A 25,386-nucleotide genomic window follows, 5' to 3' on the forward strand; every position below is an offset into this window, starting at 1 on the left:
GGGGCAAGGATTGCGGTGGCGTCAGCAGTGCTCAGGCGATGATATCGGGAATGATGCGATCTTCAAGCGCACTCAGCCGGTCCTTGAGCGCCAGCTTCTTCTTCTTCATGCGCTGTATCTGCAGAGGGTCGCAGCCCGTGGCGATCATCGCATTGATGGCCGCGTCGAAATCGGCATGTTCCTGCTTCAAGCGTGCAAACTCGAGACGAATCTCGGCCTGTTCCTGTTCCGACATATCCACCGTTCTGCTGGCTCCGGCGCCCATGCGCGCCTGATGGGCGGGGGCCGCCGACCTTCGCCAGCGGCGCGAACGCATTATCACATTTCATGACGCGGTGGAATGCTACCACATGGTATTCGACAAGGCGAAGTAATGGTGGCACACTGTCATCTGGCCGTCACGCGGGCGCCCGCGGTGGACGTCGTGCGTCGGTCGCTGGCAAGGAATATGAAAGGGAGAACCATTCATGTCTCTAGCGTCCCATCTTGAAGAGCTTCAGCGGAAACACAGCGACATCGAACGCGAGATCGATGACGCGCTGCTGCATCCGTCGGTGGACGATCTTGAAATCGTATGCCTCAAGCGACGCAAGCTGGCCATTAAGGACGAAATGGAAAAACTGAAGGCGAGACCTTCAACGCACTAAAATCGGTCCCAGAATCGGCACGACCGTGCCGAAGTGCTCCCGGCGGCGCATAGCCGCCGGCCAGAGCCTTTCAAGTATCCCTCTGAGCGTGTCACTTGGTGGGGATATGGGATTCACCCACAATTTCGCTGTTGCTGCCGCGTGACAGGCGGTGGAAGCTGCTGTTGTATGGCAATTTGACCAGCCCCGGTCCAGCTTGCCATTGACAAGGCTGTGCCGCTCCTCCACCTCATCCCCGGACGCATTTCTCATGAGGCGACCGGCATGACCGGGTATTTTTCCTCTCCATTTCCACGCCGGCAGTCGGTTGGCGTTGACGTCGGCGGCGTGGTTGTCGGCGGTTCCGCCCCTGTCGTCGTGCAGTCGATGACCAACACCGACACTGCCGACATCGATCAGACCGTGGCTCAAGTCGCGGCACTTCATCGCGCCGGATCGGAGATCGTTCGCATCACTGTCGACCGTGACGAGAGTGCTGCGGCGGTGCCGAAGATCCGCGAGCGGTTGGAGCGGCTCGGCGTCAATGTGCCGCTCGTCGGGGATTTCCACTATATCGGTCACAAGCTTCTGGCCGATCATCCGGCCTGTGCCGAGGCTCTGGCCAAATACCGCATCAATCCGGGCAATGTCGGTTTCAAGGACAAGAGGGACAAGCAGTTCGCCGAAATCGTCGAGACCGCGATCCGCTACGACAAGCCCGTGCGCATCGGCGTCAACTGGGGGTCGCTCGACCAGGAGCTGTTGACCCGGCTCATGGACGAGAACCAGGAAAAGGGCTCGCCGCTGACGGCCAATCAGGTCATGCGAGAGGCGATCGTGCAGTCCGCTATCCTGTCTGCTGAACTGGCCGAGGAAATCGGCCTTGGCCGCGACAAGATCATCCTATCGGCCAAAGTCAGTGGCGTGCAGGATCTGATTGCGGTCTACACCATGCTTGCGACCCGTTCCGACCACGCGCTGCATCTCGGCCTCACCGAAGCTGGCATGGGGTCGAAAGGCATCGTCGCTTCGTCGGCGGCGATGGGCATTCTTCTTCAGCAAGGCATCGGCGATACGATCCGTATTTCGCTGACGCCGGAACCCGGCGGCGACCGCACACGCGAGGTGCAGGTGTCGCAGGAATTGCTGCAGACCATGGGCTTCCGCCAGTTTGTGCCGATCGTGGCGGCTTGTCCCGGTTGCGGTCGAACGACATCGACCGTTTTCCAGGAACTCGCGCAGTCAATCCAGGAAGATCTGCGCAAGAACATGCCGGTCTGGCGCGAAAAATATCCCGGTGTCGAGGAACTGAAGGTCGCGGTGATGGGCTGCATCGTCAACGGCCCTGGCGAATCCAAGCATGCCGACATCGGCATTTCGCTGCCGGGTACCGGGGAGACACCGAGCGCGCCGGTATTCATCGACGGCCGCAAGGCAGCGACGCTGCGCGGGCCGAATATCGCCGCCGATTTCGAGAAGATGGTGGCAGACTACATCGAGCAGCGGTTCGGCCAGCATGGCCAGGCGGCTGCTGAATAGCGCCGATGCGGCGTCTGGCCGGAATTGCACTGTCGATTGCGTCGGCGTTGCTGGCGTCCTCGCCGGTCGAAGCCGATCCTCCGCATACGCGTTCGGCGCAAAAGCGCCTCATCGGCCGCGTCTGCGACCTCATCGAAGCTCAGGCAACAGAGCAAGGGTTGCCCAAGGAATTTTTCGCGCGGCTGATCTGGAAAGAAAGCCGCTTCGATCCGAACGCGGTGAGCCCGGCCGGTGCGGAAGGCATTGCGCAGTTCATGCCGGGAACGGCCAAGATGAGGGGCCTCGCAAACTCCTTCGACATCGAGCAGGCCATACCGGCATCCGCAAAATACCTTTCGGAACTGAAAGTCGGTTTCGGCAATCTGGGGCTTGCCGCCGCAGCCTACAATGCCGGCGAGAACAGGGTAGCGCGCTGGCTTGGCTCCGGCGGGTTCCTGCCGCTGGAAACGGAAGAGTATGTGCTCGACGTGATGGGCGAGCCGGCTGACAAATTCTCCGACAAAGCCTATGCGGGCGTGGTGCTGCCTCTCGATCCCAAGCAGCAGAATTTTTCCATCGCCTGCCGGCGGCTTCCGGTGAGCAAAGCAACGACAGTGCCGATGGCGGCGGTGCATGTTAAGCCCTGGGGCGTACAGGTGGCGGGCAACTTCCGCCGTTCTGCTGCCGTGCGGCAATGGCAGCGGGTGCAGGCACGCTTTCCCGCGATACTCGCCGATGTGGAGCCGGTTGTCAGCCGCGTGCGCACGCCGATGGGGCGGCGTGGTGTCTATGCCGTGCGCATTGGTGCCGACGACCGCAAGGCGGCCCATGCGATCTGCGACAAACTGCACAGCGTTGGCGGCTCATGCGTGGTGCTCAGGAACAGATAGCAGCTGGGTGAAGCCAAGTGACCGTCGACCTTCTCTATAACGACCCGGCCCTTGTCGACTTCTATGATCTGGTCAACACCGGTGATGCCGAGCTCAAGCGTTGTCTCGCATTGGCGGGCGATGCGCGCTCGGTGCTCGATCTTGGCTGCGGCACTGGCCAGTTGGCTGTGGCGTTCGCCGAGGGTCGCGCGGTGGTCGGCGTCGATCCGGCAGGCGCGATGCTCGACGTGGCGCGCAGGCGATCAGGTGGCGATAAAGTCGAATGGATCGAAGCCGATGCCCGCTCCGTCAGGCTTGGACGCCGCTTCGATCTGGTTGTCCTGACGGGGCACGCTTTCCAGGTGTTCTTGAGTCGACAAGATCGACAGGCCGTGTTCGCAACCATTGCAGCGCATCTTGCGCCGAACGGACACTTTCTTTTCGACAGTCGCAATCCGGCGATCGAAGCTTGGCGCGAATGGACCCCTGAGCGTTCTGAAGAAATGGTGGACCACCCCCGCTTCGGGATGGTCAAGAGTTGGTACGATGCCCGTATGGAAGCAGACGGGATCGTCGCCTACCGGACCTGGTACGAGATCGCTGCGACAGGCCAGATACTGACGGCGGAATCGAAAATCGCTTTTCCGTCGAAGGAAGACATCGCCGCTGGCATCGAAGCAGCGGATCTCTTCGCCGAACGCTGGTTCGGTGACTGGGACGGTGGGCCGTGGACGCCGGCCTCACGCGAGATCATCCCGTTCGGCCGGCTCCGATAGTCAGGTCGAATAGTCAGGCAGTCTTGGCTACCGTTTCGCTGAGCCATGTGCCGATCTTGGCGCCGAGCCGATCCGGCGAGACCGGTTTGGCCAGATAATCGTCCATGCCGGCTTCGATGCATTTGTCGCGGTCGCCCTTGAGTGCATGGGCGGTAACGCCGATGATCGGCGTGCGGGTGCCGTTGGCTGCTTCGATCGAACGGATGGCACGTGTCGCTTCGTAGCCGTTCAATTCCGGCATCGAGACGTCCATCAGCACCAGTTTCGGGTTCAGCGTCTTGTACATCTCGACTGCGGTGCGGCCGTTGGCAGCGATTCGGTAGCTCAAACCCAACCCGTTCAGGATCTGCCCGAAGACCAACTGGTTCACTTCATTGTCTTCGGCGATCAGAATATCGATTGGGCGGCCGGGATTGGCCAGCGCTTCCGGCTTAGGCGTCGGCGCCGGTGTGCCGCGAATGACCGTAAAGGCCGGTTGCGCCGTCGGCGCGACCTGGATCGGCTCGCGTATGAAATGCGCCTTGCCTGCCTGGCTGCGCGCCTTCTGGATGACGGAAATAACGGTCCCCAGCAGAACGGCCGAGCGCGATGGCTTGGTGAGATGCGCGGCGATACCGAAATCGAGGATAAGCTTGGCGAAGTCGACCTGATCGACCGAGGTCAACAGGATGACGGGAATGGAAGAGAGCCGGCTGTCCGCGGCGATCGCCTTGGCGACGTCGGCGCCATTCATACCCGGCATCTGGTAGTCGAGGATGACACAATCGACAGAAGCGCCGAGCTGATTGGCGCGATCAAGGAAGGCAAGGCCAACTGCTCCGCTTTCAGCCGCCGCACAGTCGAAGCTCCAGCTGCGCAATTGTTCCAGCAAGATTTCACGGTTGACTGGATTGTCGTCGATGACGAGCACGCGTGCACCGGTAACGTCGACGGGCACGATGTCTTCGTTGCCGGTTGCTTCGTGAACAGGAAGCGGTACGGCGAACCAGAATACCGAGCCGCGGCCGATCTCACTCTCGACGCCGATCTGGCCACCCATGAGATCGACCAGGCGGGCGGCGATGGCCAGACCTAGCCCGGTGCCTTCGTGGCGCCTGGTCGAAGAGGAATCCACCTGAGCGAATTTTTCGAACACGCTCTGCAACTTGTCTGCCGGAATGCCGATGCCGGTGTCCTCGACACGGACCTTCATCTGGACATGGGAGTCCACGACCTCGCCGGAAACATCGACCAGCACGTGGCCCTTCTCGGTGAATTTCACCGCGTTGCCGAGCAGGTTGGTGATGATCTGGCGGAAACGGCCGACATCGCCGACGACATGGTGCGGCAGACGCGGGTCGACGCGTACGATGAGTTCCAGGTTCTTCTCGGCGACGCGTGCTGAAACCAGCGTGGCGACATCTTCCACCGCTTCCGCGAGGCGGAAGGGTGCAGGGTCGAGCGTCAGCTGGCCAGCATTGATCTTGGAGAAATCCAGAATGTCATTGATGATGGTGAGGAGTGCATTGCCCGATTTGACGATAACATCGGTGAAGGTCTTCTGACGAGGATTGAGCTCGGTCTTGGCAAGCAATTCGGCCATGCCGAGCACGCCGTTCATCGGCGTGCGGATTTCGTGGCTCATATTGGCCAGGAATTCCGACTTGGCGCGATCGGCAGCTTCGGCTTTGAACAGCGATTCCGCCGTCTCGGCAAAAGCCCGGCGAATGGCCTTCTCCATCGGACGGAAGATCCAGAAGGCGACCGCGACCAGGGCAGCGCAAAGCGACAGGCTTACCCAAAGAAGCAGCCGGTCGCTGCGACCTTCCGCCATGCGGCGCTCGACATCCATCGCGGTTCTGGCGCGCGCAAGCATGGGCTGGGCGAACAGGTCGTTCTGATTGCGGATCTCGCGGTAGTTCCAGTCTTCGGCGCGTGTCGCGGCAATCATCAGATCGAAGTTGCGCAAGATATCGCGCGCTGACCACAGCAGGTAACCATTCACGGAAGCCGCATTCAATTCGTCCTGGGTAGGCTTGGACAGCTTCGGCGCGATGACCGCAAGTTCGGCGGAAAGGGATTCCATGCCAGCCTTGAGGCGTTGGGCGTGATCCTTGGCGGATTTGGCAAGTTCGACGCGCGTGCTTGGGCCCCAGGTGCTGACGGCTGTCTCGGCAAAGCCGGTGGCATTGTTGAGATCGCGGGCGAAGGTGACGATGTGGCTGCTCAGCGCGTCGATCTCGGCGCGATAGGCCCCGGCGCGGTTGAGCGCGAAGATGGTAGCGGTAACGGCGACCGCCAGTATCAACAGGCCAGAAAGATAGCGAATCCGGATCGACCGGATGAAAGACGAATATTCAGGCATGCGTAACCCCAACCCATACGCATTTTAACGGCCGGGATTACGCTCTATTACCATTAAGATTTCGTTCCAGAGCGAACGCTCAGTTGTTGCGGTTCGCAATGAACGCCGCGGCCGCCTTCAACATCGAAGCCTGCTCGCCATAAGGCTCAAGCAAGGCATGGGCCTGTTCGACCAATCCGTTCAGCTGTTTGCGCGCCCACACCTGCCCATGCAGGGCAACCAACGTGCCCTTGCCGGCTGCTGCGTCCTTGCCGGTTGCCTTGCCCATGGTGCCGGCGTCGGCAGTCAGGTCGAGCAGATCGTCCGCAAGCTGGAAGGCAAGGCCGATGGCCGAGCCGAATTCCGCCAGACGCTCACGGTCTCCCGTTGACGCTCCGGTCAGGATCGCACCCGCCTCGCAGGCGAAGCGGATCAAAGCGCCCGTTTTCATGGCTTGCAGGCGGATAATGCCGGCTTCGTCGGGAGCGGATTTCTCGGCTTCGATGTCGAGCATCTGGCCACCGACCATGCCGCCGGCTCCGGCGGCGCGCGCCAGCGCCAGCACAAGAGCGGCGCGGCGATCCGAGGGCAGGTCGATGGCATCGTCAGCCAATGTGTCAAAAGCAAGCGTCAGCAGCGCATCGCCGGCCAGGATTGCCGTGGCCTCGTCGAAGGCCCTGTGGACGGTGGGCTGACCACGGCGCAGATCGTCATCGTCCATGGACGGCAGGTCGTCATGGATCAGCGAATAACAGTGGATGCATTCCAGTGCTGCGGCCACAGTCAGTGCTGGGGTCTCGTCATGACCGGGGGCGAGCAGTGCTGCACTTTCCAGAACGAGAAAAGGGCGCAGACGCTTGCCGCCATTCAGGACGCCGTGACGCATAGCCGAAACAAGGCGTTCCGGGCGAACGATCTCTCCCGATAGCGGGCGGCTGTCGAGCAGCGCCCGCAAACGCGTCTCTACCTGTTCGGCGCGCGCAAGGAGAGCTGCCTCGAAGGGAATGTCGGTGTCCGTTGCCATGGTGGCGAGCGGTAGCCGACAGTCAGACGTTGCGCAAGAAGCCAAGCGCCTTTATGCGGGGGGATGCTGTGACAGGATTAGGCGGGTGGCAGAGCCGATCATCGATCACGAGACCGAAGGGTTGGACATGGCGTCGCGACCGAGGGGCAGACGCGGTGACTACTGGCGCTGGCTTCGGCGGGCGCTGCGTGTTGCCGTCGTGCTGGCCGTCATTCCAGCCGTCCTGACCTTTCTTTACATGCCTTCCTTCGTGCATCCGGTTTCAACGCTGATGCTCAAGGACCTCGCCACCTTTTCGGGCTACGACCGGCGCTGGGTTTCGATCGATGATGTAGCGCCGGTGCTCGCCAATTCCGTCCTCATGTCGGAGGATGGCCAGTTCTGTTTCCACAGAGGCGTCGACCTGGGCGAGCTCAAAGGCGTGGTCGATGATGCCATGTCGGGCGAGATCACGCGTGGCGCCTCGACAATCACCATGCAGACGGTGAAGAACCTGTTCTTGTGGTCGCGGCCACTGGGCAGCGTGCGCAAGGTCATCGAGCTGCCGCTGGCCGTCTATTTCGATGCCCTGATGTCGAAACGGCGCATCATGGAAATCTATCTCAACATCGCGGAATGGGGACCGGGCATCTACGGCATCGAGGCGGCGGCGCGTTACCATTTCGGCGTTTCGGCCAAGAACCTTTCGCGCCGGCAGGCAGCCCTGCTTGCGGTTGCCTTGCCCAATCCCATCACGCGTGATCCCGGCAAGCCTGGCCCCGGGCTGAGGCGCTTGGCATCGCTGATCGAACGGCGTGCATCGCGATCCGGTGCCTATGTCGGCTGCGTTCAGTGAGCCAGTTCAAAAAAAGTCGCGACAACACTGGCCAAAAGTCCATCAGCCGTGTATAGGCACGCCACTTTCTTCTAGAACTCGGCTGTACGCGGCCCTTTCACGAGGGCGCCGCGGGCCATTGACTGATCGAATGGAGCATATCCATGGCTGTGCCGAAACGAAAAACCTCCCCGTCCAAGCGTGGCATGCGTCGCGCCGCCGACGCGCTCAAGGCCCCGACCTATGTCGAGGACAAGAACTCCGGCGAAATGCGCCGCCCGCACCACGTTGACCTGAAGACCGGCATGTATCGCGGCCGTCAGGTTCTGGAGCCGAAGGAAAGCTAAGCAGCTCTCCTCGACGGGACGAACGAAAAGACCGGCCAGTGGCCGGTCTTTTGGTGTTTGTACCGCAACTGCTTCCGTTCAGCCGGCATCTGCCGTCAGGCCTGCGGTTTCGATGCCGGCGATGGCGGCAATCTCGTCATTGTCGGAAGTATCGCCCGAGATGCCGACGGCACCAATAACCGTGCCTGCGTTGTCGCGGATCAGAACGCCTCCGGCCACCGGCAGGATCTTGCCGCCCGACAGATCGGAAACGCCGGCCGTCAAATGTGGCCGCTCCCTGGCTATGGCCTCGACCCGACGGCCGCCCATCCCGACCGAGAGAGCCGCGTAGGCTTTGCCCGAGGACATCTGTGGACGCAGGAAGGAAGCACCATCTTGGCGCTGGAAGGCGACGAGATGTCCGCCGGCATCGAGAACCGACACCCCAAGCGGCTTCAACTTCAATGCAGCTGCCTTGGCAAAGGCGCCAGTGATGATCTGATTGGCTTTGTTGATCGGAAAAGTGGTCATGATGGAGTCTCCTGCGCTCTAGGCACGACGATTGCCGACCCGGCCGGGATCTTCAGCTTCGGAGATTTAGAGGGCAACCCGCCATCCGCTTGAAACTGCTTCTTGCGCTTGGTGCGCTGCAGTTGACTGGGCGAATTCAGGACGCCTTGCGCGCCTGCGCTTCGACGACCGCCTGATAGGCAGCGTGCAATCTGGCGCGCACCGTGGTGCCGGCGGGTTTCGGCGTGCCGATGCCCAGGTGCTCGAACCGCAACTCGTTCATGAAATCGTCCCAAAGGGACGGGCCGCCTTCCTCCAGAAGCTTCGCGCGGATAGACAAATCCTCCGTGACGGGCAGCCAGACACGACCCCAGGCGCCGAGCTGTGCCATGATCGGCACCAGCGTGATCGACATTTCGGTCAGGCTGTAGATCGCTTTCTGCTTATGGGTCGGATCATCGGTCCTGGTCAGCATACCGAGTTCGACCAACCGCTTCAGCCGGTCGGCGAGGATGTTGGAGGCAATGCCTTCCATTGAATGATTGAGCAATTCGCGGAAATGGCGCCTGCCGCCGAAGATCATGTCGCGCAGGATGATCAGACTCCAACGATCGCCGAAGACCTCCAGCGAAAGATTGATCGGGCAGCCGGAGCGGCGGTCGAGTGTCATGCGATACATCCTGCAAAAACCAGTTGCATTATAGGATCGGTTTTATTATGGTTCAACCAATTGCAAAATGCAATCAGTTTGGAGGATGCCGTGCAGCTGGAGATCATTCTTCCCGGAGAAGTCCGGATCGCGACGCAAACATTCGGCGAGCCGCACAACCCGTCCGTGCTTCTGATCATGGGCGCCATGGCCTCGATGCTGTGGTGGCCGGACGAGTTCTGCGAGACCCTCGCGCAGAAGGGGCTGCATGTGGTTCGCTACGACAACCGCGACACCGGGCTCTCGACGAAATATCCGCCCGGCAAACCCGGCTATGCGTTCGGCGATATGGTTGACGATGCCGTTGCGGTGCTTGATGGACATGCTGTCGCCAAGGCACATGTCGTTGGCATGTCGATGGGCGGCATGCTGGCGCAGATGCTGGCACTGCGATATCCGACGCGCACCGCCTCCCTTACCGCCATCAGTACTTCACCGGTCGGTGTCGATACGTCGAAACTTCCGGGAATGACCGAGGCCTATCAAACACATTCTGCCAAGGGCGCTGATGTGGGCTGGTCGAACAGAGCCCAGGTGATCGAGTTCATGGTGGAGGACAGCCGGATGCTGGCAAGTATCGCGCACCCATTCGACGCCACGGGGCTTCGCGACTTCGTCGGCCGCGACTATGATCGCGCTGGTGGTCTGGCGAGCGCGACCAATCATTTCATGCTCGCGGATGGCGCTGCCAGCGAGAGTATCGGCGATCTCTTGGCGCCGCTTCTGGTCATTCACGGTACCGCAGATCCGATCTTCCCAATCGAGCATGGCCGGGCGCTGGCGTCAGCGGTGGCGAATGGCAGATTGGTCGAAGTGCCGGGCGGTGGGCATGAGCTGCACCGTAACGACTGGCCGATCATCATCGATGCAATCGTGGCGCACATCCAAGCGTCGGTTAAAACATAAAGCAAACAGACGTCGAGAACTGCAGCCGGGTGGATATCAGCCGCAAGAGTTCTTCACTGGCGTGTATTCGCCTCTCTTTCACTCTTCCCAGAACTGGTCGAGCCATAGGTTCAGTTTGAAGAAGCCCCCATTGGCAACGGTGTAGATCCGCCTTGTGCCGTCAGCCTTGGCGCTGACCAGCCCGGCCTCGAGCAAAACCTTGAGATGTTGGGAAACCGCGGGTCTGGAAACGGGTAGGCCCGAGGCCAATTCGTTGACTGTTTTGGGGCCTCGTCTCAATTCTTCCAGAAGATAACGCCGGTTGGGATCAGCAATGGCGACGAAAGCATCGGAAAGCATCATGCCCCATTTGTGAGGCAAGTTGCAGTAAATCTCAACAGGAAACGTTTAGGTTGTTTCAGGTTTCGTGCGGGGGTCCAATCGGACCGCTTCCGGCGTAAGCGCGCGCTCCGCCGGCTGGGTCTTGAAGGCTTCGCGTGCCTCGAGCGGCACCGGTGCCCGGCGGCTGATGCGTAGCGCCGTGTAGCCGGCAAGCGCGATGTGTGCGAGCGCCGTTGCCAGGAACAGTCCTTCCGGTCGGACCCAGTCCATCAAGGCCGCGGCAAGCAGTGGCCCGATCATCGTGCCGAAGCCGTAAAGCAGCAGAAGACCGCCCGAAACTTTGACGAATTCCTCCGGGGCGGCGTGATCATTGGCATGGGCGACAGCGATCGAATAGAGCGTGTAGGCAAAGGCGCCATAGGCAGCGGTGAAGGTAATCACCAGCGTGCCGGTGCGGAATTCGAACAGGAACATGATGAGGGCGCAAAGCGCGGCACCCACTGCGGCAGCGGCGAGCACGTAACGGCGGTCGGTGCGGTCGGAAATGCGTCCGGCCGGGATTTGCATCGCGGCGCCTGCCACCACGACGAGGCTCATCATCAGCGCGATCTGCGCCGTCGAAATGCCGATGCGCGCGCCATAGACCGCGCCGAGGGTGCCCCATGCGCCGTTGGCGACGCCAATAAGCACGCAAGCCACCGCCGACACAGGCGAGTTGGAGTAGAGGCCTTTCAGATCGAGCTTCACATCCTGCAACGGCTTGGGATGGGAGGCGCTGGAGACGGCAGTCGGTATCAGTGAAAGACAGAAGAAGATGCCGGTGATCATGAACAGCGACGCGGATTTTACGTCGCCGCCGGCCACGATCATCTGCCCGCCCATGATCGATGCGTAGGTGACCATCATATAGAGGCCGAAGACGGTACCGCGATTTTCGTTCGTGGCCTTCTCATTCAGCCAGCTTTCGATGACCATGAAGGCACCGGCCATTGTGAAACCCGTGAAGGCGCGCAGTGCGATCCAGGTGTATTCGTCGATCAGAAGGCCGGTGAGCAGTGCGATGATCGCGCCCACGGAGGCAAAGGTGCTGAAAGCGCGCACGTGCCCCGCCCGACGCACCAGGCGCGGTGCGAAGAAACAGCCGGCGACAAATCCGCCCGCCCAGGCCGTACCCATCAAGCCGAGCGAGGTGGTGGAAAAACCTTCCACCTGCCCGCGCAGCGGCAACAACAGCCCGTGCAGGCCGGAGGCAGCAAGAAGGAAAGCCGTGCCGCGAAGCAGGGAGAGAATCGGTCGGTAGGCAGCGAACATCAGATCGGTCCAGTGCGCGAATCAGGCGGAGCCAGTGGAGACGATGTTTTCAGGCATTTCGACGGCATGTTGCCGCCGTTGCGACGATCAGCGGCGGAACAGCGCCTCAGCCGCAGACTTGGTCGCGCCCTTCTGGACGAGTTCAGCTTCCAGCCGTGCAATCTCGCCGCGCAAGAGGTCGATGCGTTCTGTGAGTTCTCCCACCGAAAGCAGGGCAAGATCCTGACCGATCTCATGGGTGCGTGCTTTCTTTGCGGGTTCGTCGTCGAAGATCGCCATCGTCGCTCCTCCGTTGTTTTGCGGTTTGCCTGCCCCGCCAATCCGCATACATAGGAAAGCATACATGTGGCATGGGCCAAAATCATCCCGCCGGAAGGGCGGAGCAAATTGGTAAGGAACATGGTGAACGGACAGAAAATCCCGGCAAAGATGACAGCGGTGGCGATATCGACCCCCGGCGGCCCCCTGGTGCTGAAGCCGGAGAAACGCGACGTGCCGATGCCCGAGGCCGGTGAAATCCTGATCCGCGTCCATGCCGCCGGCGTGAACAGGCCCGATGTGATGCAACGCAAGGGCGCTTATCCGCCGCCGCCGGGTGCTTCGGATTTGCCGGGCCTGGAAGTGGCCGGCGAGGTTGCTGCACTTGGCGAGGGGGCTATACGCTGGCGTATCGGCGACCAGGTCTGTGCGCTGACGCCAGGCGGCGGCTACGCCGAATATGTCAAGGTTCACGCTTCCAATGCGCTGCCCTTGCCGGCGGGCTTTACCTACACCGAAGCGGCGGCGGTGCCGGAAACCTATTTCACGGTCTGGCACAATGTGTTCGAGCGCGGTGCGCTGAAGCCCGGTGAAACGGTGCTTATCCATGGTGGGTCTTCGGGCATCGGCACCACCGCCATTCAACTCGCCTCGGCGCTGGGCTCCTACGTCATCGCGACCGCCGGCAGCGCGGAGAAATGCGAAGCCTGCCTGAAGCTTGGCGCCGATCGGGCGGTGAACTACCGCGAGGAAGATTTCGTCAAGGCGGTGAAGGAAGCCACCGGCGGCAAGGGCGCCAATGTCATCCTGGATATGGTCGGCGGCGATTATATCGGCCGCAACTACGATGCCGCGGCGGTCGAGGGGCGTATCGTTCAGATCGCCACGCAGGGCGGTGCGGTCGCTTCGGCCGATTTCTCCAAACTGATGGTCAAGCGGCTTGTCCACACCGGTTCGACGCTGAGGCCACGGACGGTCGAGTTCAAGGGTGCGGTTGCATCGGCCCTGGAGGCGCAGGTCTGGCCGCTGCTGGCCACTCGCCGCGTGGCCCCCGTAATGGACATGATCTTCCCGCTCAAGGAGGCCTGGCGTGCGCATGAACGCATGGAAGAGGGCGACAACATCGGCAAGATCGTGCTCGACGTGGGCTAGGGGTTTGAAACGGGTCGATTGGCTCGGCTCTCCGGACGCCGACTAAAGCACCTGCTCGATTCTCGGCGTCACTCGATAGGCGCAGCGACGGGCGCCGGCGAGGATGTGGTCCAGCCGCTCGACGGTGGCATGGGGGCCTATCACATCCTGGAAGACGGCGAGTTCCGACCGGCAGAAATTCTGGCAGGCGAGGGCGGCGGCGCAGATCGGGCAATGGTTCTCGATCAACATGAACGTGCCGTCCTCCTCGCGCCATTCGGCCATGTAGCCCTCGCGGGAACGGATCTCCGCGAGTTTTGAAACGCGGTCCTTGATATCGTTTATCCCATCCATCTCACGTCGGTAATTTGCCAGGGTCTCGCTTTCTCGATCGTCGATCAACCTGTCGAGCCCTGCGGGCCCGAACGTGTTCCGCACGGCGCGCAGCAGCTGCACCGTCAATTCCGCGTGCGCGTCCGGGAAACGGGCGTTGCCGGCTTCGGTGAGCTGCCATAGCTGAACCGGGCGGCCGACGCCGCGTGTTTTGGAATGCGCTTCAGCAAGCCCTTCCGCTGCGAGCTTCAAGAGTTGTTGGCGCGCATTCTCCCCCGTCGTTCCCAAGGTCTTGCCGAGGTCGGCGGCGGTTTGAGGGCCGCGCGTCTTCAGCAGGGTCAGCAGCCGGTCGGCCACGGGACGCGGAGACGGATTTCTTTTTTCCAAGTCACTGCTTGACATATTGGAGGCGGGCTCAATATTAAACCAAGGCTTCTCTTTGAAAATAGTCAACGTCGAAGACCTGCGCAAGCTCGCTTCGACCAAGGATCCTCTCATGTCCCAAGAACAGGAAACAGGCTGGGGTGCTTTGCTCTCCGGCTCGAACGCCGTCCGCACTCTGGCCCTTGCCGGCGGCGTCGCGCTTCATGCCATCAACGTCTATGTCGCCACCACCATTCTGCCATCGGTGGTCAAGGATATTGGCGGTATCGATTATTATGCGTGGAACACCACGATATTCGTCGCCACTTCCATCCTGGGTTCAGCCCTTTCGGCAAAACTGCTTGGAATCGCTGGACCGCGCGGTGCCTATCTGGTCGCGGCTCTGATCTTTGCCGTTGGCACATTGTTCTGCGGTTTTGCGCCGTCCATGCCGGCGTTGCTCGCCGGTCGTGCCGTGCAAGGTTTCGGTGGCGGATTCCTTTTTGCGCTTTCCTACGCGATGATCCGCATCGTGTTCCCCGAAACGCTTTGGCCGCGTGCCATGGGGTTGGTGTCGGGCATGTGGGGCGTCGCAACGTTGGTCGGCCCGGCCATCGGCGGCATCTTTGCTGAATACGGCGTCTGGCGGGCGGCCTTCTGGTCGCTGGCGCCGATCGCCATCCTGTTTGCCGTGCTGGCCACCGCCGTTCTGCCGGGCCAAAACCCTGACAAGAATGAACGCACGACGGTGCCTGTCCTGCAGCTGGCACTCCTACTTGCCGCCGTGCTTGCGGTCTCGGCTGGCAGCGTGTTGTCCGATCCAGTTTTCAATCTCTTCGGTCTCGGTGCTGCGGTCGTGTTGGTTGCGTTGCTGATCGGGGTCGAAAGCCGCGCGCGCAGTCGGCTTCTGCCGCGTGGTTCGTTTCGTCCCTCCACGGCTCTTGGCGCGCTCTTTGCCACGATGGCACTGCTCGGCGTGACTGTGACCGGGTCTGAAATCTTTATCCCGCTGTTCCTGCAGGTATTGTACGAGCAGACCCCGCTGATAGCCGGGTATCTGGCAGCCATCATGTCGGCCGGCTGGACGCTTGGCTCGATCTGGAGTTCGGGCGCCCAGGGCAAGGGCATTGACCGAGCGATCTTCTCGGCACCTATGCTCAGTTTCCTGGGTATGGCGGCTCTTGCTGTGCTGTTTCCGCTCGGCAAGGGTCAGGACTGGCTGTTGCTCGCGCCAATCTGTGTTGCCTTTGGTGCGATAGGACTCGGTGTCGGCATTGCTTGGCCGCATATCCTGACACGCATCTTCAAGGCTGCACCGGAGGATGAACAGGACATCACGTCGGCGTCCATTTCCACCGTCACATTGTTCGCCACGGCATTCGGTGCTGCGCTTGCCGGCATGGTCGCCAACCTCGGCGGCTTGCTCGACCCGGGTGGTGTGGTGGGCACGGCGAATGCTTCACGCTGGCTGTTTGGCCTGTTCGCGCTGGCGCCGCTTACCTGCTTCATCACAGTCCGTCAGGTCGCTCGTACATGCCCTGTGAAGACGGCGATCGTGGCGGAACCGGAGGCGGCCTGAACCACCTCGCGCTGAACTTGTTAACGCCCGGGCACGCGACAGCCCGGGCGTTTTCTTTTTGGTAATGTTGCAATGCAGCAAAGCATTGCTGCCATGCAAAAGCGTCTGTTCAACAAATGAGCAGGAATGCCTATTTGAGCGGCATACAGAGATTGTGAAACTTAGGAGGGACAGATGAACCTGATCCGCAGCTACAAGAATTGGCGCCGTTATAACCAGACCGTTCGTGAACTGAGCCGTCTCAACAACCGCGAACTGGATGACCTCGGCATCAGCCGCTCTGACATCGAGAGGGTCGCTCGCGCGGCCATCTAAGCAGAGCCGACGCCTGGCGCGATTTATCAGCGCCGCCGGTTCCAAGCCCGCTGGACCCCGTCCGGCGGGTTTTGTTTTCAGGTGGCCTTCTTCGGCCTCCAAAACCCACAACGAAAATGGCCACGGCGGTGATGCCGTGGCCATTTTTTTGCTCGGGGGAGGTCACCCGGGGCAGGGAGCTCAGGCGGTTCACCGTTCTACGGAAACGGAGCCCCGCTTTATCAGTTCGACGCAATTCCGGACGAAAAACTCAGTTCGTCTTGACGCTGTTGCCGAGATTCAGGAACAGGGTTTCGCCGGAGGAGTCGTCAACGCCATCATTGTCGGTCACGACATAGGCATTGCCCTGTTTGTCGATGGTGAAGCCTTCAACCTTGTCGACGACAAAACCGTTGGTGGCCGATTTCAGATCGGACACCAGGTCACGCACCAGGGTCTTTTCGACGACCGGCAGTTCGCCGCCGAGTTTTGCTGGCTTGAAGCCGTCGAGCGCCACGCTGTAGATGCGCTTCACCTTGGCTTCGGAGCCAATGAGATTGTCGCGTTCGATGACATAGAGCTTACCGTCATGGGCCGTGATCTCCGAAAGGCCCATCCAGCCTTTGTCCGCCTTCTCCAAAGGATAGCGCACGGCCGACCATTCCTTGGCCTTCGGCTTGTAGGCGAGCAGCTTTACCTGGCCTTTCGGATCGTCCTTCCATTCGCGCTGGACAGCCGCGACCAAGGTAAGGTCGTCACCCTCGCCGATGGCGGTAATGCCTTCAAGGCCGAAGCGGGTTTCGTTGGCCAGCAGTTCCGCAGGGAAGGCGATCTCCTGCTTGATCTCGCCCTTTTCGTCGACACGGTAGATGGCATGCGGCACCAGCTTTTCACTGTTGCCTTCCGAGGCCAGCCAGAAGCCGCCCTTGCCGTCCGGCGCAATCCCTTCGAGGTCGAGCTTCTGGGCCGGATTGCCGTTGCGGGTGACGACGATTTTGCCGGTGATCTTCGCTGGCGTCTGCGTGGCGTCGATCGTGTAGATCGCCGCCTGGTTGCCATAAACTGAATCGGAGACTGCATAGAGCTTGCCGGCTGTTTCCGGATCTGCAGCGAGGCCGGACAGTGCGCCCCAGCCCAGCGGCACCCCCTTGTCGGTCAAGTCCGCGGTGATCATCGGATAGGCTGGCTTGCCCTCGGCACGTTCGAAAACCATCACATGCGAGCGGGCGAGACCGTCTTCGCCGAGGTCGGTTTCATTGGCTGTGACGAAAAGATTGCGCGCCGGGATCGCAAGCAGCCCTTCAGGGCCGACGCCGGATGGCAGGGCCTGCAGGAATTTCGGCTGGGTTCCGCTGTCCTGGTATACGCCGACGAGGGAGGCGCGTTCGGAGCCGACGAACAGCAGTTTGCGGTCGCCGTAAGTGCCAACCTCGACGCCCTCCGGCTCGATGCCCTTCTTGTTGCGCTGTTCGGGGTAGTGGCCAAGATTGGCTGCCTCATATTCGAAGCTCGAGCCGGATTCGTAAAGCACTTCGCCCTTCTTCGAGAAGATGGTAAAGCCGCGCGACCCGCCCTTCCAGTCGCCCTCGTTGGCAGTGACAAGGCGGTCGTTGTCGAGCCATTTCACCGCATCGGGTTCGCGCTTCTGGTTCTCGACCTTGCCGGCGAAGTTGAAGGCGCCGTCCTTCTTGGTGTCGACATTTTCAAGCGTGACCGAGCCTGCCGAGAAATGCGAGACGAGCTTGGCGGTGGCCGCGTCGACGATGACGATATGGTTGTTCTCCTGCAGTGTCAGCGCGATCTCGCCGGCTTCGTTAAAAGCAACGAACTCCGGCTCCGCGTCTTCCGGCGCGATCTCGGAAAGGCCCGTGACGTCCACGGTCTTGATGCCGGCACAGTCCGGCACGCCGGCCGCAACCGGCACGATCTTGAGATTGCCGGAAGGCAGCTGCGGCAGGGCGCCTTCATTGATCTCCTCGTCGCGCTCATTCTCGATGGCGACCGCCAGGAACTTGCCATCCTTGCTCAACGCCACGGAATCGGGCTGGCCGCCGAGGTCGCAGCTTGCCTCGATCTTCTTCGAGGCGATGTCGATGACCGTCAGGTTGCCCGACGGCTCGGCCTTGCTCTTGGAGGTGTTCACGCCAGCCAGAACCTTGCCACCGGCGACGGTGACGGAAGTGGGCTCGCCGTCGATCTTGACGAGGCCGCCGGCCCTTGGCGTTTTCGGATCGGTGATGTCGACGAAGCCGACGGCGCCATAGGGGCTGTCGGAATAGACCAGCGTCTTGCCATCTTCGGTCGCAGTGATGATTTCAGCCGACGTCTGCGTCTTCTTGTCGGCATCGGGGGGCAAGTTTTCGGTGACGGCAAAGGTCGCGATGCGGTTGAAGACCTGGTCTGCATGCGCGGGCAGGGCAGCCGAGGCGGCGAGCGCCGTGGTCAGCGCCAGAAGAACGGAGGAGCGGGGCATCGGTGATCTCTCGGAGAGCGTGGAAACCGTTCTCCCATGAGCGAGCTACATTTCAGTGGCATGACGGAAACGCGACGCTTTGATGACAATCGAAGCCAGCGTTGCTCGGCCATAGGTTGTGATTTCCCAACGCTCCCTAAAAACGTTGCGATCGGACCCGTTAACCGCTATATACGGCGCGATTTCCCTTACTGGTGGCCTCAAACCACCGCCCGCGCGGGAACGCGGGCGAACGAGAAGGATTTTCCAAAATGGCCAACACGCTTCTGATGCCCAAGGCGACCGCAGTCTGGCTCGTCGACAACACCGCCCTTTCCTTCGACCAGATCGCGCAGTTCTGCTCGCTGCATCCGCTCGAGGTTAAGGCGATCGCAGACGGCGAATCGGCGCAGGGCATCAAGGGCATGGACCCGATCATCACCGGCCAACTCACCCGCGATGAGATCGCACGCGCCGAGAAGGATCCGAACCATCGCCTGAAGTTGTCGGAACCGAAGGTGCGGGTGCCGGAATCCAAGCGCAAAGGCCCACGCTACACGCCGCTCTCCAAGCGCCAGGATCGCCCGAACGCCATTCTCTGGCTGGTGCGCAACCATCCGGAGCTGAAGGATGCGCAGATATCGCGTCTCGTCGGCACGACCAAGTCGACCATCGAGCAGATCCGTGAGCGCAAGCACTGGAATTCGGCGAACCTGACGCCGATGGATCCGGTTACGCTTGGTCTGTGCTCGCAGATCGACCTCGACATCGAAGTTCAGCGCGCCTCGCGCGGCCGCGAGCAGGCGCAGCCGACCGGCGATACCTTGCTGCCCGCCGCCCTCACCGAGCGCCTTACGCCTGAGATCGAGAAGCCGAAAGCCGAAGATGAGGAACTCGACGCCAACGCCGTCTTCGCCAAGCTTTCGGCGCTGAAGGGCAAGACAGACGACGAAGACGAAGAGTAAGCGACACACTCTTCGATACCCATCTCCTGGACCAAGGAGATGGGTTGCTGACCAATGCGCGTCGCGATCTATCAGCTTCGCGCCTAACGCATTAGGTCTTTGATTTTACACATGTCGCTACCGCAAAACCGCTGCCCACTTTTGCGCGACGTGCTTCACGCACCCCTTGCTGTCGGGCCCATGCCATAGGCCTCGCTGCGTTCGACGGCCCGGTAGAAGTCGGCAAGCTGTTTGCCGCGCTCGGGTTTGAATATCCGTCCGGCGATGTTCAGCGACGCGATGCGGTCGATGCGGAAAGCGCGGAAATCGTCCCGCATCTCGCACCAGGCAACCAGCGTCCAGACCTTGCCCCAGAACCACAGGCCAAGCGGACGCACGTCGCGCGCGGTGCTGCGTCCGGCCTCGTCATTGTAGTCGATGGTCAGCACCTGCCGCTTCTCGATCGAACGTTCGATCTGGTCGATCGCCTCGCGCGCGGCATCGCTCACCACCCACATCGGCGTATGAATTTCGGTGCGGGCAATACGATCCTTCTCGGTTTCGGGCAGCACGGCGCCGATCTTCACCAAAGCCTCGTCGGCCGCACGTGCCATGGTGGCGCCGCCAAAGGCGCGCACCATGCGGGCACCGGCTACCAGGGCCACGATCTCGTCACGGGTGAACATCAGCGGCGGAAGGTCGAACCCCTCGCGCATCATATAGCCCACGCCCGCCTCGCCATCGATCGGCACGCCGGTCGACTGCAGGTCGGCGATGTCGCGATAGATGGTACGCTCGGACACTTCGAGCCACGCGCCAAGCTTCTGTGCGGTGACCAACCGGCCGCCACGCAAATGCTGGACGATCTGAAAAAGCCTGTCGGCACGTCGCATCGTCTTAATCCCTTAAGGTTCGAGCCCTTCGCAGTGATACGTCGATCCCGACGCCGAAGGACAATCGCCTCATCCGATCGAACGAACAGCCGAACGCTGTCGTTGCATTCTGTCAGTATGGCACTGAGCTACTGACAGCATATTGTCAGGAGCTTGCACCATATTCCCGTGCGAACAACGCGCGCATCTCGCCCAACTCGGATTGTTTGTCAGGATAGAGCGCGCCGATGAATTCCTTGGCGAAAGTTCCCGGTGCCGATCCGGGAGCCGATACGATTGCCCCATCTGCCACGGCATGCGGAACGTCGTTGTAGCGCTCGGCGCCCGCATAGGTCGGCAGATGTTGCAGGATCCAGTCGCGGCCATTGCTGGTATGAGCTTTGCCCCGGAACAGGCCGGCCCGCGCCAGCGCCAGTGTGCCGGCGCAAATGCCGCCGACGACACCGCCGCGTTCGGCAACAGCGTTCACCAAACCTGAAACGTCGGGCGCCCCATCGCCGGCCCAGACATCAGAGCCGATGACCGCGACCGCATTGAGGTCTGCATTCTCGGTGCTGTCGATCGAGCGTTGCGGCAGCAATTGGAAGCCGCTCGTCGAAGTGACCGGCCGGCCGTCTGGCGTCAAGGAAATGGCTTCGGCACCGAACCATTCGACGGCAGAAGCCGCCAAAAGACCGTATTCCCAATCGGCGAAGCGGTTGATGAAGACAAAACCGATCTTCTTGGTGTCAGCCACGGCGCTCCCTCCTCACTGCCGGTTTCGCACCCCGGGTACCCTTTGCGAGACCTCAAATGACCGGCACGCGATTCCTGAAAGATATTCCAACTGGAACCCGCGGGCCGGCCATGGTTCCTTACTTGGGTGCGACAAACTGTCAATCCAAGGGTCTGCCGAAAAAAGTCAATCAGTCTTCACGACGACGCAGACCGGTATACAGGTCAGGCCAGCCGATGTCGGCGCGGATGTCGGGTGACAGGCTGTTGAGCAGACGTTCGGTGCGGATCTCGTTGCGGATCGTGCGGATCTTGCCGACATAACGATGCAACGAATCGATAATAGCGAAACGGTTCATGACAGCCTCCTTCATTTGATGGAGGCATCATCGCATACCCCTGCTGACAGCAGTCTGTCAGCAGTCGAGAGCGCCGTTCAGAGGCCTATTCCGCGCGCTTTCAGCGCCAGGGTGATCTCGTCCAAGATGGCAGGATCATCGATGGTTGCCGGCATTTTCCATTCTTCCTTGTCGGCGATCTTCTGCATGGTGCCGCGCAGGATCTTGCCCGAGCGGGTCTTGGGCAGGCGCTTGACGATCACCACCGTCTTGAAGGCGGCAACAGGACCGATGCGGTCGCGCACCAGCGTCACTGCTTCCCTTTCCACAGCGCCGTCTTCACGCGAGGCGCCCGCGTTGAGCACGACGAGGCCGAGCGGTACCTGACCCTTCATTGCATCCGCTACGCCGATGACGGCGCATTCGGCAACGTCGGGATGCTCGGCCAGCACTTCCTCCATGGCGCCGGTAGAAAGACGGTGACCGGCGACATTGATGATGTCGTCGGTGCGGGCCATCACGAAAAGATAGCCGTCTTCGTCGATCATGCCCGCATCGGCTGTCTTGTAGTAGCCGGGAAACTCATCGAGATAGGCTTGGCGAAAACGCTTGTCCGCCCCCCACAAGGTCGGCAGGCAGCCGGGCGGCAGCGGCAGTTTCAACACGACGTTGCCGAGAACTCCTGTCTCCAGTTCGTGGCCGGCATCATCCAGAACCCGGATGTCATAGCCGGGCATCGGCACGCCGGGAGAGCCGTATTTCACCGGCAGCACGCCCATGCCTACAGGGTTCTGGGTGATCGGCGCCCCCGTCTCCGTTTGCCACCAGTGGTCGATGACCGGCACTTTCAGATGGCGCTCCGCCCATTTGATGGTTTCGGGGTCGGCGCGCTCGCCGGCGAGGAAAAGCGTGCGGAATTTCGAGAGATCGTAGCCCGATATGAGCGAGCCTTGCGGATCCTGACCCTTGATGGCGCGGAAGGCGGTCGGGGCCGTGAAGAGCCCTGCGACGCCATGGTCGGCAATGACACGCCAGAAGGCACCGGCATCGGGCGTGCCGACAGGTTTGCCTTCGAACATCACCGTCGTGCAGCCTGCGAGCAGCGGCGCGTAGACGATATAGGAATGGCCGACCACCCAGCCGACATCCGAGGCTGCCCAGAAGACCTCACCCGGCTTGACGCCGAACTCATTCTCCATGGTCCACCGCAGCATCACCATATGGCCGCCATTGTCGCGCACCACGCCTTTGGGTTGGCCCGTGGTGCCGGATGTGTAAAGCACATAGAGCGGATCGGTGGCTGCGACGCGCACGCAGTCGACCCAGGCGCCCGCTGCGCGTTCGCGCGCGACCTGGTCAGCAAGATCAAAGTCGCGGCCAGGGATGAGATCGCAGCGCAGCGCCTCACGCTGCAGAACAAGACAGGCGTCAGGCTTATGGCGGGCTAGTTCGATGGCACCGTCGAGCAGCGGCTTATAGGGGACGACACGTCCGGGCTCGATGCCGCAGGACGCGGATATGATGATTTTCGGAGTCGCGTCATCGATGCGGGTGGCGAGTTCGCGCGCGGCAAAACCGCCGAAGACCACGGAATGGATGGCACCAAGGCGAGCGCAGGCGAGCATGGCGATCGCCGCCTCGGGCACCATCGGCAAATAGATGATGACGCGGTCGCCCTTGCGCACCCCCTGGTTCCAGAGGGCTGAAGCGGTGGCCACGACCTCGCGCATCAGCTCGGCATAGCTATAGCGCGTGACCTTGCCGCTATAGGCACTGTCATGGATCAGCGCGAGCTGGTCGGCGCGGCCACCGGTAACATGACGGTCGACGGCATTGTAGCAGGTGTTGCAGACGGCGCCGGCAAACCAGCGGCCGTAGACGTCCTCGCGTGGGTCGAAGACGCGATCCCAGCGGCGATACCAGTCGATCGCCTCCGCCGCCTTGGCCCAGAAGGCATCCGGATCGCGTTTCCAGTCGGCGTAGACCTCATGGTAAGCGCTGGCCATTCCCGTTTCCTCCCTGCTTTTCGTTATCGAGCGTTTCCGTTTTTGGACGCGCGGAAACGCTCCATCTTTTGTTTGCATGCAAGTCCCACGGAAAACCGTTGCGCGCTTTCCCGGTCTGCTTGACAGGAAATCTAGCGTCTGCGTGCCGTCAGCGTCTATCTGACTAAGGATGGTGGTCGGTGTTGCGCAGCCTTTGACAGCTGGCCTGCGTCCTGATCAAAAGCGGCGATGTCGAAGCTGCTCGCGCTTATCATTCTCGCCATGATGGCCATCCAGGTCATCAAGCCGCTTGGCCTTCCAGGGCTCAAGCGCCGGCGCGACTGCTGGAAGCTTGCCGTCGCCGCACTTGCCGCCATTTCGATGACGGCACTGCTCGGCCACCAGTGGTAAGCGCGAGCGCCGTCAGGCAGACGGGGTCTCGTCGTCTTCCAGCACAAAACGCAGCAGATGCTCGGCCCAGGCACGGTAGCCCGCTGCCGAGGCATGGAAGCCGTCGCTGGCGAAACCGGCTTGCGGATTGGTGATGGGCAGACGCGACGCAGGCACGGCACCGCGCTCGTAACAGAGCCGCGTGCCCATGCGGTTTACCTCCTGCGCGCGGATTTCCAGGATCTTGCCGAGCAAAGGAGGCATTGCCGGCGCACGCGTGAATTCCAGCACTGGCGACCATACCACACGCGCTTCCGGCCATTTCGCACGCAGCGCATAAAGCAGGCCGCCGAATTCTCTCTTGAAGCGCGGCACCGAGTGGAAATTCTTGGTGTCGTTGGTGCCGATGCAGAGCACGATATGCGTCCAGGCGTCGGCCGACAGGTTGGGCAGGACGTGGTCGCGGATCTGGCCGGAGGTTGCCGAATTGAAGCCGGCGGCACGCCAGCGGACGGCTTGACCGGTCTTTTCCGAGATCAGCGTGGCCAGTTGGGCGGCCAAGCCATCCTCGGAACGGCCGATACCGACCGAGGCGGCAGATGAATCGCCCAGCACCAGCAGCGAGAGCGGCGGTTTTTTGCCGGTGATCTCATGCATGACCGGGCCCGACGCCGGAAGCATGCGGGTGGTGCGGCGGCGCACGCCAAGGCCCTGCCAGACATAGGCGGGCAGGGCGAACCAGGTAAGCAGGGCGGCGATGCGGGACATGGCAGGCTCGATTGCGATGAAGAGCCAAGCCTTAGCGCAGGACAGGCGACAGATGAATAGCGTGTCTGTGCACGACCGGCTGCCGCAACGTCAGTACGAGCCAAATGGACGCGGCTCTAGTGGCAGCAGTTGCCGTGCTTCGGGATGTCCTCGTATTCGTCGTGCAGGCGCACCCAGTCGATCATGCCGTAATAGGGGCCGTTTTCGTTGCGGCCCTTCGGCGTCATGTCGAGATAGTCGTAGGTCGTGATCAGCGGCTCGCCACCGCGCGCCCGCGACACGAAGGTGAGAAAGATGTTGCCGGCATCGTCTTTGAAAAAGACGCTGATACCGGGCAGATCGCGAATGGTGATCGGGCGTGTCTCGAAATTGTAGACCGTCTCACCGGCGGCGATCTGCTTGTCGGTGTAGGAGACCTGCATGTCGAAATTGAAGTCACTGGCAAAAGACGACACCATGTCGAACTTCCAGCCCATGCGTGTCTTGAACGGCAGCAGTTCGGCAAGCGGCGCTCGTGCCACCACCACGAGCGAGACGTCGTGATGGCGTAGATGCTGGTTGGCGCCGTCGATATGGTCGCACAGGAATGAACAGCCTTCGCAGTAGCGGTTGCTGTCCGGCCCGAGCATGAAATGATAGACGATCAGCTGGCTGTTCTTTCCGAACAGGTCGACGAGATCTTTCGGTCCGGCCTCGGTCTCGAAGACATAATCCTTGCGTATCTTCAGCCAGGGCAATTCGCGCCGTTCCGCGGCGATCTTATCGCGAAGGCGCGTCAGCTCCTTCTCGCGTTTCAGATGTTCCTTGTGGGCACGAAACCACTCATCCTGCGGGACGATCTTGGGCTTGGACATGGACTTGCTCCTTTCTCCATCGTCCAAGGACGTGCGGGAGCCTGACTTTTCGACATC

General features: G+C 61.4%; 28 protein-coding genes. 12 read left to right on the top strand and 16 right to left on the bottom strand.

The window, feature by feature from the left end:
• Positions 1-31: 31 nt before the first annotated feature.
• Positions 32-235: a YdcH family protein gene (locus L4923_RS05655; protein WP_239362677.1), complete on the bottom strand. Its 204-nt coding sequence runs from the start codon at positions 233-235 to the stop codon at positions 32-34.
• 232 nt (positions 236-467) lie between these two features.
• On the opposite strand from L4923_RS05655, the gene L4923_RS05660 reads away from it, so the two are divergent.
• From L4923_RS05660 to L4923_RS05675, 4 genes are all read left to right on the top strand, one after another.
• A complete protein-coding gene (locus L4923_RS05660) occupies positions 468-647 on the top strand; it encodes a YdcH family protein (protein WP_239362679.1) in 180 nt (59 codons plus the stop codon).
• 264 nt (positions 648-911) lie between these two features.
• Positions 912-2,165, top strand: coding sequence for a flavodoxin-dependent (E)-4-hydroxy-3-methylbut-2-enyl-diphosphate synthase (ispG, locus tag L4923_RS05665; RefSeq protein WP_239362681.1), 1,254 nt, complete (start codon positions 912-914; stop codon positions 2,163-2,165).
• 5 nt (positions 2,166-2,170) lie between these two features.
• Complete coding sequence (locus L4923_RS05670) at positions 2,171-3,034, top strand: lytic transglycosylase domain-containing protein (protein ID WP_239362682.1); 864 nt, start codon at positions 2,171-2,173, stop codon at positions 3,032-3,034.
• Positions 3,035-3,051: 17 nt separating this feature from the next.
• Positions 3,052-3,789 (top strand): class I SAM-dependent methyltransferase, encoded by a 738-nt coding sequence (locus L4923_RS05675; RefSeq protein WP_239362683.1) that lies wholly within the window; start codon positions 3,052-3,054, stop codon positions 3,787-3,789.
• A gap of 13 nt (positions 3,790-3,802) precedes the next feature.
• Here the strand turns inward: L4923_RS05675 and L4923_RS05680 are convergent, their stop codons facing one another.
• Both L4923_RS05680 and L4923_RS05685 read right to left on the bottom strand, forming a co-directional pair.
• Complete coding sequence (locus L4923_RS05680; protein WP_239362685.1) at positions 3,803-6,133, bottom strand: response regulator; 2,331 nt, start codon at positions 6,131-6,133, stop codon at positions 3,803-3,805.
• Between the two features lie 79 nt (positions 6,134-6,212).
• Complete coding sequence (locus L4923_RS05685) at positions 6,213-7,136, bottom strand: polyprenyl synthetase family protein (RefSeq protein WP_239362687.1); 924 nt, start codon at positions 7,134-7,136, stop codon at positions 6,213-6,215.
• 76 nt (positions 7,137-7,212) lie between these two features.
• Between L4923_RS05685 and L4923_RS05690 the strand changes: the two genes are divergently transcribed.
• Positions 7,213-7,971, top strand: a complete 759-nt coding sequence (locus tag L4923_RS05690) for a transglycosylase domain-containing protein (protein WP_239362884.1) — start codon at positions 7,213-7,215, stop codon at positions 7,969-7,971.
• Between the two features lie 143 nt (positions 7,972-8,114).
• Positions 8,115-8,297 carry a 50S ribosomal protein L32 gene (rpmF, locus tag L4923_RS05695; RefSeq protein WP_024922770.1) on the top strand — a complete coding sequence of 61 codons (183 nt, stop codon included), beginning with the start codon at positions 8,115-8,117 and terminating at the stop codon, positions 8,295-8,297.
• Between the two features lie 78 nt (positions 8,298-8,375).
• On the opposite strand, the gene L4923_RS05700 is transcribed toward rpmF, so the two are convergent.
• Together L4923_RS05700 and L4923_RS05705 are read right to left on the bottom strand one after the other, a co-directional pair.
• Complete coding sequence (locus L4923_RS05700) at positions 8,376-8,807, bottom strand: GlcG/HbpS family heme-binding protein (protein WP_239362689.1); 432 nt, start codon at positions 8,805-8,807, stop codon at positions 8,376-8,378.
• Positions 8,808-8,943: 136 nt separating this feature from the next.
• A complete protein-coding gene (locus L4923_RS05705) occupies positions 8,944-9,456 on the bottom strand; it encodes a winged helix-turn-helix transcriptional regulator (protein WP_239362690.1) in 513 nt (170 codons plus the stop codon).
• A 90-nt stretch (positions 9,457-9,546) separates the two neighbouring features.
• On the opposite strand from L4923_RS05705, the gene L4923_RS05710 reads away from it, so the two are divergent.
• Positions 9,547-10,401, top strand: coding sequence for an alpha/beta fold hydrolase (locus tag L4923_RS05710; protein WP_239362691.1), 855 nt, complete (start codon positions 9,547-9,549; stop codon positions 10,399-10,401).
• A gap of 78 nt (positions 10,402-10,479) precedes the next feature.
• On the opposite strand, the gene L4923_RS05715 is transcribed toward L4923_RS05710, so the two are convergent.
• The 3 genes from L4923_RS05715 to L4923_RS05725 all read right to left on the bottom strand — a co-directional run bounded on the left by L4923_RS05715 (position 10,480) and on the right by L4923_RS05725 (position 12,312).
• On the bottom strand, positions 10,480-10,743 hold the full coding sequence (locus tag L4923_RS05715; RefSeq protein WP_239362692.1) for an ArsR/SmtB family transcription factor: 264 nt from the start codon (positions 10,741-10,743) through the stop codon (positions 10,480-10,482).
• 45 nt (positions 10,744-10,788) lie between these two features.
• The gene (locus L4923_RS05720; RefSeq protein ID WP_239362693.1) at positions 10,789-12,033 is read right to left on the bottom strand and encodes an MFS transporter; all 1,245 of its coding nucleotides are present in this window, start codon (positions 12,031-12,033) and stop codon (positions 10,789-10,791) included.
• An 87-nt stretch (positions 12,034-12,120) separates the two neighbouring features.
• Entirely contained in the window at positions 12,121-12,312 is a 192-nt protein-coding gene (locus L4923_RS05725; protein WP_239362694.1) for a DUF1192 domain-containing protein, read from the bottom strand.
• A 120-nt stretch (positions 12,313-12,432) separates the two neighbouring features.
• Here L4923_RS05725 and L4923_RS05730 point away from each other — a divergent pair, with 120 nt between their 5' ends.
• Entirely contained in the window at positions 12,433-13,443 is a 1,011-nt protein-coding gene (locus tag L4923_RS05730) for an NAD(P)H-quinone oxidoreductase (RefSeq protein ID WP_239362885.1), read from the top strand.
• 42 nt (positions 13,444-13,485) lie between these two features.
• On the opposite strand, the gene L4923_RS05735 is transcribed toward L4923_RS05730, so the two are convergent.
• A complete protein-coding gene (locus L4923_RS05735; RefSeq protein ID WP_425530907.1) occupies positions 13,486-14,142 on the bottom strand; it encodes a helix-turn-helix transcriptional regulator in 657 nt (218 codons plus the stop codon).
• A gap of 109 nt (positions 14,143-14,251) precedes the next feature.
• On the opposite strand from L4923_RS05735, the gene L4923_RS05740 reads away from it, so the two are divergent.
• Entirely contained in the window at positions 14,252-15,697 is a 1,446-nt protein-coding gene (locus L4923_RS05740; protein ID WP_239362695.1) for an MFS transporter, read from the top strand.
• 174 nt (positions 15,698-15,871) lie between these two features.
• A complete protein-coding gene (locus L4923_RS05745; RefSeq protein ID WP_082407659.1) occupies positions 15,872-16,012 on the top strand; it encodes a DUF1127 domain-containing protein in 141 nt (46 codons plus the stop codon).
• 250 nt (positions 16,013-16,262) lie between these two features.
• Here the strand turns inward: L4923_RS05745 and L4923_RS05750 are convergent, their stop codons facing one another.
• Complete coding sequence (locus L4923_RS05750; protein ID WP_239362696.1) at positions 16,263-18,464, bottom strand: esterase-like activity of phytase family protein; 2,202 nt, start codon at positions 18,462-18,464, stop codon at positions 16,263-16,265.
• A gap of 251 nt (positions 18,465-18,715) precedes the next feature.
• Between L4923_RS05750 and L4923_RS05755 the strand changes: the two genes are divergently transcribed.
• Positions 18,716-19,408 carry a DUF1013 domain-containing protein gene (locus L4923_RS05755; protein ID WP_239362698.1) on the top strand — a complete coding sequence of 231 codons (693 nt, stop codon included), beginning with the start codon at positions 18,716-18,718 and terminating at the stop codon, positions 19,406-19,408.
• A 155-nt stretch (positions 19,409-19,563) separates the two neighbouring features.
• On the opposite strand, the gene L4923_RS05760 is transcribed toward L4923_RS05755, so the two are convergent.
• From L4923_RS05760 to L4923_RS05775, 4 genes are all read right to left on the bottom strand, one after another.
• Complete coding sequence (locus L4923_RS05760) at positions 19,564-20,280, bottom strand: helix-turn-helix transcriptional regulator (protein ID WP_239362701.1); 717 nt, start codon at positions 20,278-20,280, stop codon at positions 19,564-19,566.
• A gap of 145 nt (positions 20,281-20,425) precedes the next feature.
• Positions 20,426-21,016, bottom strand: coding sequence for a DJ-1/PfpI family protein (locus L4923_RS05765; protein ID WP_239362703.1), 591 nt, complete (start codon positions 21,014-21,016; stop codon positions 20,426-20,428).
• 169 nt (positions 21,017-21,185) lie between these two features.
• Positions 21,186-21,353 (bottom strand): hypothetical protein, encoded by a 168-nt coding sequence (locus L4923_RS05770; protein ID WP_239362705.1) that lies wholly within the window; start codon positions 21,351-21,353, stop codon positions 21,186-21,188.
• A 77-nt stretch (positions 21,354-21,430) separates the two neighbouring features.
• Complete coding sequence (locus L4923_RS05775; protein ID WP_239362707.1) at positions 21,431-23,338, bottom strand: propionyl-CoA synthetase; 1,908 nt, start codon at positions 23,336-23,338, stop codon at positions 21,431-21,433.
• Between the two features lie 228 nt (positions 23,339-23,566).
• Between L4923_RS05775 and L4923_RS05780 the strand changes: the two genes are divergently transcribed.
• On the top strand, positions 23,567-23,728 hold the full coding sequence (locus tag L4923_RS05780) for a hypothetical protein (protein ID WP_239362709.1): 162 nt from the start codon (positions 23,567-23,569) through the stop codon (positions 23,726-23,728).
• A 12-nt stretch (positions 23,729-23,740) separates the two neighbouring features.
• On the opposite strand, the gene L4923_RS05785 is transcribed toward L4923_RS05780, so the two are convergent.
• Both L4923_RS05785 and L4923_RS05790 read right to left on the bottom strand, forming a co-directional pair.
• Complete coding sequence (locus L4923_RS05785) at positions 23,741-24,475, bottom strand: SGNH/GDSL hydrolase family protein (RefSeq protein WP_239362711.1); 735 nt, start codon at positions 24,473-24,475, stop codon at positions 23,741-23,743.
• A gap of 116 nt (positions 24,476-24,591) precedes the next feature.
• Positions 24,592-25,329 carry a DUF899 domain-containing protein gene (locus tag L4923_RS05790; protein WP_239362713.1) on the bottom strand — a complete coding sequence of 246 codons (738 nt, stop codon included), beginning with the start codon at positions 25,327-25,329 and terminating at the stop codon, positions 24,592-24,594.
• Positions 25,330-25,386: the final 57 nt, after the last annotated feature.

Source organism: Terribium retamae, assembly GCF_022347545.1.
Classification (GTDB): Bacteria; Pseudomonadota; Alphaproteobacteria; order Rhizobiales; family Rhizobiaceae; genus Mesorhizobium; species Mesorhizobium retamae.

What these genes read in the sequence shown, in the direction of transcription:
- L4923_RS05655 (WP_239362677.1), bottom strand. Translation starts at nt 235, where the DNA reads ATGTCGGAACAGGAACAGGCCGAGATTCGTCTCGAGTTTGCACGCTTG.
- L4923_RS05660 (WP_239362679.1), top strand. Translation starts at nt 468, where the DNA reads ATGTCTCTAGCGTCCCATCTTGAAGAGCTTCAGCGGAAACACAGCGAC.
- ispG (WP_239362681.1), top strand. Translation starts at nt 912, where the DNA reads ATGACCGGGTATTTTTCCTCTCCATTTCCACGCCGGCAGTCGGTTGGC.
- L4923_RS05670 (WP_239362682.1), top strand. Translation starts at nt 2,171, where the DNA reads ATGCGGCGTCTGGCCGGAATTGCACTGTCGATTGCGTCGGCGTTGCTG.
- L4923_RS05680 (WP_239362685.1), bottom strand. Translation starts at nt 6,133, where the DNA reads ATGCCTGAATATTCGTCTTTCATCCGGTCGATCCGGATTCGCTATCTT.
- L4923_RS05685 (WP_239362687.1), bottom strand. Translation starts at nt 7,136, where the DNA reads ATGGCAACGGACACCGACATTCCCTTCGAGGCAGCTCTCCTTGCGCGC.
- rpmF (WP_024922770.1), top strand. Translation starts at nt 8,115, where the DNA reads ATGGCTGTGCCGAAACGAAAAACCTCCCCGTCCAAGCGTGGCATGCGT.
- L4923_RS05700 (WP_239362689.1), bottom strand. Translation starts at nt 8,807, where the DNA reads ATGACCACTTTTCCGATCAACAAAGCCAATCAGATCATCACTGGCGCC.
- L4923_RS05705 (WP_239362690.1), bottom strand. Translation starts at nt 9,456, where the DNA reads ATGACACTCGACCGCCGCTCCGGCTGCCCGATCAATCTTTCGCTGGAG.
- L4923_RS05715 (WP_239362692.1), bottom strand. Translation starts at nt 10,743, where the DNA reads ATGATGCTTTCCGATGCTTTCGTCGCCATTGCTGATCCCAACCGGCGT.
- L4923_RS05720 (WP_239362693.1), bottom strand. Translation starts at nt 12,033, where the DNA reads ATGTTCGCTGCCTACCGACCGATTCTCTCCCTGCTTCGCGGCACGGCT.
- L4923_RS05725 (WP_239362694.1), bottom strand. Translation starts at nt 12,312, where the DNA reads ATGGCGATCTTCGACGACGAACCCGCAAAGAAAGCACGCACCCATGAG.
- L4923_RS05730 (WP_239362885.1), top strand. Translation starts at nt 12,433, where the DNA reads ATGGTGAACGGACAGAAAATCCCGGCAAAGATGACAGCGGTGGCGATA.
- L4923_RS05740 (WP_239362695.1), top strand. Translation starts at nt 14,252, where the DNA reads ATGTCCCAAGAACAGGAAACAGGCTGGGGTGCTTTGCTCTCCGGCTCG.
- L4923_RS05745 (WP_082407659.1), top strand. Translation starts at nt 15,872, where the DNA reads ATGAACCTGATCCGCAGCTACAAGAATTGGCGCCGTTATAACCAGACC.
- L4923_RS05750 (WP_239362696.1), bottom strand. Translation starts at nt 18,464, where the DNA reads ATGCCCCGCTCCTCCGTTCTTCTGGCGCTGACCACGGCGCTCGCCGCC.
- L4923_RS05755 (WP_239362698.1), top strand. Translation starts at nt 18,716, where the DNA reads ATGGCCAACACGCTTCTGATGCCCAAGGCGACCGCAGTCTGGCTCGTC.
- L4923_RS05760 (WP_239362701.1), bottom strand. Translation starts at nt 20,280, where the DNA reads ATGCGACGTGCCGACAGGCTTTTTCAGATCGTCCAGCATTTGCGTGGC.
- L4923_RS05770 (WP_239362705.1), bottom strand. Translation starts at nt 21,353, where the DNA reads ATGAACCGTTTCGCTATTATCGATTCGTTGCATCGTTATGTCGGCAAG.
- L4923_RS05775 (WP_239362707.1), bottom strand. Translation starts at nt 23,338, where the DNA reads ATGGCCAGCGCTTACCATGAGGTCTACGCCGACTGGAAACGCGATCCG.
- L4923_RS05780 (WP_239362709.1), top strand. Translation starts at nt 23,567, where the DNA reads ATGTCGAAGCTGCTCGCGCTTATCATTCTCGCCATGATGGCCATCCAG.
- L4923_RS05785 (WP_239362711.1), bottom strand. Translation starts at nt 24,475, where the DNA reads ATGTCCCGCATCGCCGCCCTGCTTACCTGGTTCGCCCTGCCCGCCTAT.
- L4923_RS05790 (WP_239362713.1), bottom strand. Translation starts at nt 25,329, where the DNA reads ATGTCCAAGCCCAAGATCGTCCCGCAGGATGAGTGGTTTCGTGCCCAC.